This window comes from Cellulophaga geojensis KL-A (genome assembly GCF_000568425.1).
Taxonomy (GTDB): Bacteria; Bacteroidota; Bacteroidia; order Flavobacteriales; family Flavobacteriaceae; genus Cellulophaga; species Cellulophaga lytica.
This window is the reverse complement of sequence record NZ_ARZX01000046.1, coordinates 1-5,679: the sequence shown is the minus strand read 5'-3', so window position 1 is coordinate 5,679 and position 5,679 is coordinate 1. Positions and strand designations below refer to the sequence as shown.

Here is a 5,679-nt window from a genome sequence, read left to right as displayed (position 1 = left end):
CCCGTAACTTCGGTTATACCTACCGTTGTGCTTAATATTCAAAATTGTACTATGCCGGAAGAATTAGTTAAAAGACAACATTTCGTACCAAGAACATATCTTAAACATTTTGGAATAGCTGAAGGTGGAGAATGTTTTATACACGCTCTACCTGAAAGCGAAACTGAGAAAAAAGCAATTTTCAAATCTAACATTACAAATGTAGCGTTAGAAAAACATCTCTACACTTTACCGGGCGAAACTATTGCCCAAAAAATGGCAATCGAAAAATTTTATTCAGAAGAAATTGAACAGCACTACGATTCTATCTATCAAATCTTAACAGACCCATCAATAACTGAAGTTACTAGTGAACAAAGGGAGTTGATTATCTCAACTGTAGTAACAATGTATTATAGAACAACCAAATGGATAAACGCTAGTAGAAACTTAAAAAGAAGAGTTTTAGAAAGCGCCTTTCAACTTTGTAAACAAACTGGAAAGGACTATTTTATGTTCGAAGACGAAAAAATTTCTATTAAAGGACGTGAACTTGAAGAATTTACCGCAGAATGGAATAAAACCAGACAACCAGGAATGGTTCTGATACAATTGGAGACAGCGCTTAATTTAATAAAAATTCGCCTTGCAAATGATGGAATATGTGTCGTAAGAATTGAAGATGATAATTTGGAACTTGTAACAAGCGATAATCCTGTAATTGCGGAAAACAATAAGCCAGAACGATTTGCACCATTTGACCCATCGAACATTTTAAAATTGCCTCTTGACTCTAAACATATTTTAATGTTAATGCCAGAGAATGTTGAAGGTTTAGAGAATAGAATTTTTAGACGAAATTCTGTCCGTCCATTTTCTGAACTAGAGAAATTAACATCCAATTATTCTCAAATGCAAAATTCAGAAAGATTTATGTTCGGCTCAAAACCTGCTTTAGAATCTTACTTGGACACAAAGCAAGAATCAGAAAGACCTCTTGAAGAAGGAGATAGTACGGCAGACATTTTTGCTAAATTAAAAGGTTTAGGGTTGTAAAAATACTAAGCACAACAATACCTAAACGTAATGCGGACTTTAGGGTAAAACCGAAAGGTCTGTGTATATTTATAGTGTCGCTAAATCTTATGGATTTAGCTTTTGACAAGAAAAAATAAAACTAAACAATAAGCTTTAGCTTCGTGCGCAGACGGAAACGAAAAGTTTCCTTACTACCGCACTACGCTTAGCCGAGACGTTATGCCTCACCCTAAAAGACGAAACTGAATGAATAAAATACCGATAGGACTTAAAAGAGTAGCGACACTCTGCATTTTGAGACATAAAGACAAATTCCTGTTGCTCAAAAGACTTAAAGAGCCAAACAAAGACAATTTTACACCAGTTGGCGGAAAACTTGACCCTTTTGAAAGTCCTTTAAAATCAGCCATACGTGAAACCTTTGAAGAAACAGGTATCAAAGTTGAAACGATGAAATATTGCGGTATTTTGACAGAGACCTCACCAACAGAATACAATTGGACTGGTTATGTGTATATCGCAGATATTGATTTTGTTGAACCACCAAATTGTAACGAAGGGACTTTGATGTGGATTAATTTTGACGACCTATTGAATATAACAACGCCAAAAACTGATTGGTATATTTACAAGTATATTCTTGACAACAAAACTTTTGCGTTCAGTGCGGAGTATGATGAAAAACTTAACCTTTTGTCAATGACAGAAGAAATTGAAAATAAAGTAATTATATGACAAGACCAAGAGTTAAAATTTGCTGTATAAGCAGTATTGAAGAAGCAAGATTAGCCGTTGAATATGGGGCATCAGCATTGGGTTTGGTTGGGCATATGCCAAGTGGCCCAGGTGTTATTGGAGATGAACTTATTTATCAAATTGCCAAGACAGTACCACCACCTATTTCAACTTTTTTGCTAACAAGTGAAACAAAACCACAAAACATAATCCAGCATTACAGAAGAGTAAATACTTCGACAATTCAGATTGTTGATGAATTGGAAAAACGTGAATATCAAATACTGCGAAACGAATTGCCAAATGTGAAATTGGTTCAAGTCATTCACGTTATTGACGAGAATTCTGTAAAAGAAGCCATTGAAGTATCTAATTATGTTGATGCTATTTTATTGGACAGTGGAAATCCAAACTTGTCTGTTAAGGAATTAGGCGGAACAGGACGAACTCATAATTGGGAATTGAGCCGGGAAATAAGAAAAGCAATTCCAATTCCTTTATTTCTTGCAGGTGGACTAAACAAAGACAATGTAAGACAAGCAATCGAAACTGTTAAACCTTTTGGGCTTGACTTATGCAGTAGTGTTCGGACAGAAGGACAGCTTGACCGACAAAAACTTAAAGACTTTTTTAATGCAATTGGACAATGAAACATACTACAAAAAGAAGGGCGAAGGCATAACACTGTATATGCGATAATTGCTTCCTACCGTCAGCAACTACGCATATACTAACCGTTGTAAAACATTTAATGAGCAAGAAAGAAATTATAGGACATTGGAAATTTGAAAATGGAAATGTAATCGCTGATTCAAATTGTAAAATCATTAAATCTATGATTAAGCAAGAACTTACCAAAATTGGAACGAGTGAAGATGGTTGGACAATTAAGTATAAAGCGAACGACGGTAGCATTTGGGAATTAAGCTATCCACAGAGCCATTATCAAGGTGGAGGTCCACCTAAACTTGTCCAAATTCAATAAAAGAAACTTTTGAGAAAAATTGCATCCATATCAGAACCAACTAATGGAATTGTACGTCTAATGATTCACAATGATGATAACGGAACTTACCTTTTTGGATACGCAAAAATAGAAGATTGTGGCGCGGAATGGGACGAGTGGTACGAATCGGAAATGCAAGCAATGGAAGCTGGACTTCAAGCTTATGGGGTAAAATCGAGCGAATGGACAGAAATACCAAACCCAGAGCCTAATTGCCAACAAGACTGGATTAATCCTGTTAGACTGAAAGGTCGTTCGAATTGAAAACCTGAATATGGAAAATTGGAAAAATATGTTGATGGAGCGTGGGTGGAATTCACTCCGACGGAATAAAAACGTTTTACAACAATACCTAAACGTAATGCGGACTTTGGGGCTAAAATAAAAGGTCTGCGTATATTTATAAAGTCGCTAAATCTTATGGATTTAGCTTTGGACAAGAAAAAATAAAACTAAACAATAAGCTTTAGCTGCGTGCGTAGACGGAAACAAAAAGTTTCCTTGCCTCCGCACTACGCTTAGCCTCACCGTTGGCAACAAGCTGAAAAAAATGAATTACACCAAAATTTAATCGGACAATAAATGAACGAAAAAAATAATAAAACAGCATATCTACAATTATTTTTTGCTATGGTAATTGTTGGAAGTACAATTGTTGTAAGCAAACTAATTGCCGATTCATTCCCGACATTTTTCGGGACATCTTTAACACTAATTGTTGCGTTAATTGGAATAACACCATTCTATCTACATCAAAACAAGAAAAATAAAGTAAAACCCGCAATAAACGATTGGAAATATCTCGTTCTGCAATCTCTAACGGGAGTTGTTATGTTCAGAGTTTTGAGTTTTTATGGTTTAAAAATGACTTCGCCAGTAGATGCGGGAATCATTACAAGTACAGCACCGGCAATTATTGCCTTAATAGCTATGTTTCTGTTAAAAGAAAGGATTTCAAGGAATATGTGGATTGGAATTGTTTTTGCCATTTTGGGCGTTTGCATAATCAATTTATTTACTGAGGCTCACAGTACATCTGAAGGAGTAAATGATAGAATTTTGGGTAACTTAATTATCATATTAGCTGTAGTTTGCGAAGCTCTATTTACCATTTTTAGAAAGAAAACACCCAATATTCCAGCAATGCACGGTTCATTCCACATCATCTGGATTGGACTTTTGTTATCCATTCCATTTGCATTTATTGACATAGATTATTCCGCATTGAGAAATTACTCTTTCAAAGACTTTCTCCCAATACTATACTATGGAATATTTGGCTCTGTAATTGCATTCATTCTTTGGTTCGACGGAGTTTCTAAAGTTTCAGCGAGCGTAGCTGGACTGTTTACAGGAATTATGCCCGTGAGTGCCGTTATTTTATCATTTTTATTTTTAAACGAAAATATTCATTGGTATCACATTGTAGGAATAACATTAGTGTTGTTGGGAATATATTATGGCTCAAAAAAAGTAAAGAACGAATCGGATAATGCGGAAAAGCCAGTTGCCAACAATGTATAACCGCAATTACGGCGGATTCGACTACGTCCAAATCCACTCACAATTGCTAAAGCCTGTGATAAGCCGAAAAACATTAACTTTAATCCCGTAACTTCGGTTATACCTAACGTTGTGCAACATTTGAGAAAAACATATGACAGAATTAGAAAAAGAGTTAGGAGAACAAGTAAGACGCGATTATAAAGCGGTTAAATATTTTCCTTTTGGTAATAATTCTGGAGCGCCTTTTATTTTGACTTCTGACCCATTTAGTTATTTACAAGCTTGGCTAGACAGTAAAATAAACGGAATCAAAAAAGATAGAGGAAAAAAAAGAAAACTTTACATTAAAGCTAAATACTTTGCTGAACTTGGAGAAGGATTTCACATTTCTTCAAAACAAGCAAGAATGCCAGCTAAAGGCACTATGATTTATTATTCTCTAATAAATTTGGTCAAAGCGTATTTATTAGTCAATGGATATGATTTAGAGACTAAAACTGAACATCACGGACTATCTTTACCTTCTAATAAAAAGTTGAATTTAAAATTAGCTAACATAAACGATAGTGGTGTTTCAATATTCCACGAATTTTCTAAAGTAATTGGAGTTGAAATCAAAAATGTTGACGGAAATGAAATCAAACTTGATGAAATATTGAGAGAGCTTCCCGAAGTTCACGAAATTGGTTATGCTCTTGACCTTTTTCCAAATACGAAAAGAAAATTTTTACCAATTGAATTAATTATTAGAACAAATTCAACGAGAAAAAGAATTTATTACACTCTCGCGTATGAAAAGAAGTTCGATAAAATAATGAAAACTGATAAACTTACTAAAGGAATTTTCAAAAATAAGCTCGAACCTATTGAATGTAAGTCAGACAGTTCAAAAAAATATTACAAATCTAAATTGGTATTTAATTACACAAATAATTCTGACACGAGCCATAAAATGGCGTACAAGAAAATCTGTGCCGATATAAAAGACTTAAGAATAACACCAATGATTACTAGAAATGGTTATCGTAATTATCTAAACCTTGAACCAAGTAGAATGCATAGACTTTCCGCAACATTGGCATTTGCCTACTATATTGGAACTGTTGCGAGATATAGACCTACTCTAAATCAAGAAATACTAAAAGGAAAATATCAATCGATAATACAAGAAGCTGTTAATTCTTGTCCTAATCAATTTTTCTATTTAATGACAAGTTATATTACAAATCAAATTTGTGCTATACCAATGGCTAAAATCGAATAAAAAACGTTGCACAACAATGTATAAAATTAATTGCTTGGTTATAGCCTACTTACGAAAATCCTCGCGGATTTTCTATTCGGTTTTTATTTGCTAAATTAGTTGCTTAAACCACGCAACTAATCTTATACGTATTCCAAGATCAAATCCTAGT

The 5,679-nt window shown here is 34.2% G+C and carries 7 protein-coding genes; all 7 read left to right on the top strand.

Annotation, left to right across the window (positions count from 1 at the left end):
* The coding region (locus KLA_RS16935; RefSeq protein WP_235183594.1) for a DUF4238 domain-containing protein at nucleotides 1-1,035 on the top strand (1,035 nt) is incomplete at its 5' end.
* A 228-nt stretch (nucleotides 1,036-1,263) separates the two neighbouring features.
* The gene (locus KLA_RS16930; protein WP_034647296.1) at nucleotides 1,264-1,752 is read left to right on the top strand and encodes an NUDIX hydrolase; all 489 of its coding nucleotides are present in this window, start codon (nucleotides 1,264-1,266) and stop codon (nucleotides 1,750-1,752) included.
* Nucleotides 1,749-2,402, top strand: a complete 654-nt coding sequence (locus KLA_RS16925) for a phosphoribosylanthranilate isomerase (protein ID WP_034647294.1) — start codon at nucleotides 1,749-1,751, stop codon at nucleotides 2,400-2,402. Before KLA_RS16930 ends, KLA_RS16925 begins: the two co-directional genes overlap by 4 nt.
* Nucleotides 2,403-2,503: 101 nt before the next feature.
* Nucleotides 2,504-2,737, top strand: a complete 234-nt coding sequence (locus KLA_RS16920) for an Imm27 family immunity protein (protein ID WP_034647292.1) — start codon at nucleotides 2,504-2,506, stop codon at nucleotides 2,735-2,737.
* 9 nt (nucleotides 2,738-2,746) lie between these two features.
* Nucleotides 2,747-3,022, top strand: a complete 276-nt coding sequence (locus tag KLA_RS16915) for a hypothetical protein (RefSeq protein WP_152536872.1) — start codon at nucleotides 2,747-2,749, stop codon at nucleotides 3,020-3,022.
* Nucleotides 3,023-3,340: 318 nt separating this feature from the next.
* Complete coding sequence (locus KLA_RS16910) at nucleotides 3,341-4,282, top strand: DMT family transporter (RefSeq protein WP_034647287.1); 942 nt, start codon at nucleotides 3,341-3,343, stop codon at nucleotides 4,280-4,282.
* A 133-nt stretch (nucleotides 4,283-4,415) separates the two neighbouring features.
* Complete coding sequence (locus tag KLA_RS17750) at nucleotides 4,416-5,528, top strand: YaaC family protein (RefSeq protein ID WP_051456153.1); 1,113 nt, start codon at nucleotides 4,416-4,418, stop codon at nucleotides 5,526-5,528.
* The last annotated feature ends 151 nt before the right edge of the window (nucleotides 5,529-5,679 follow it).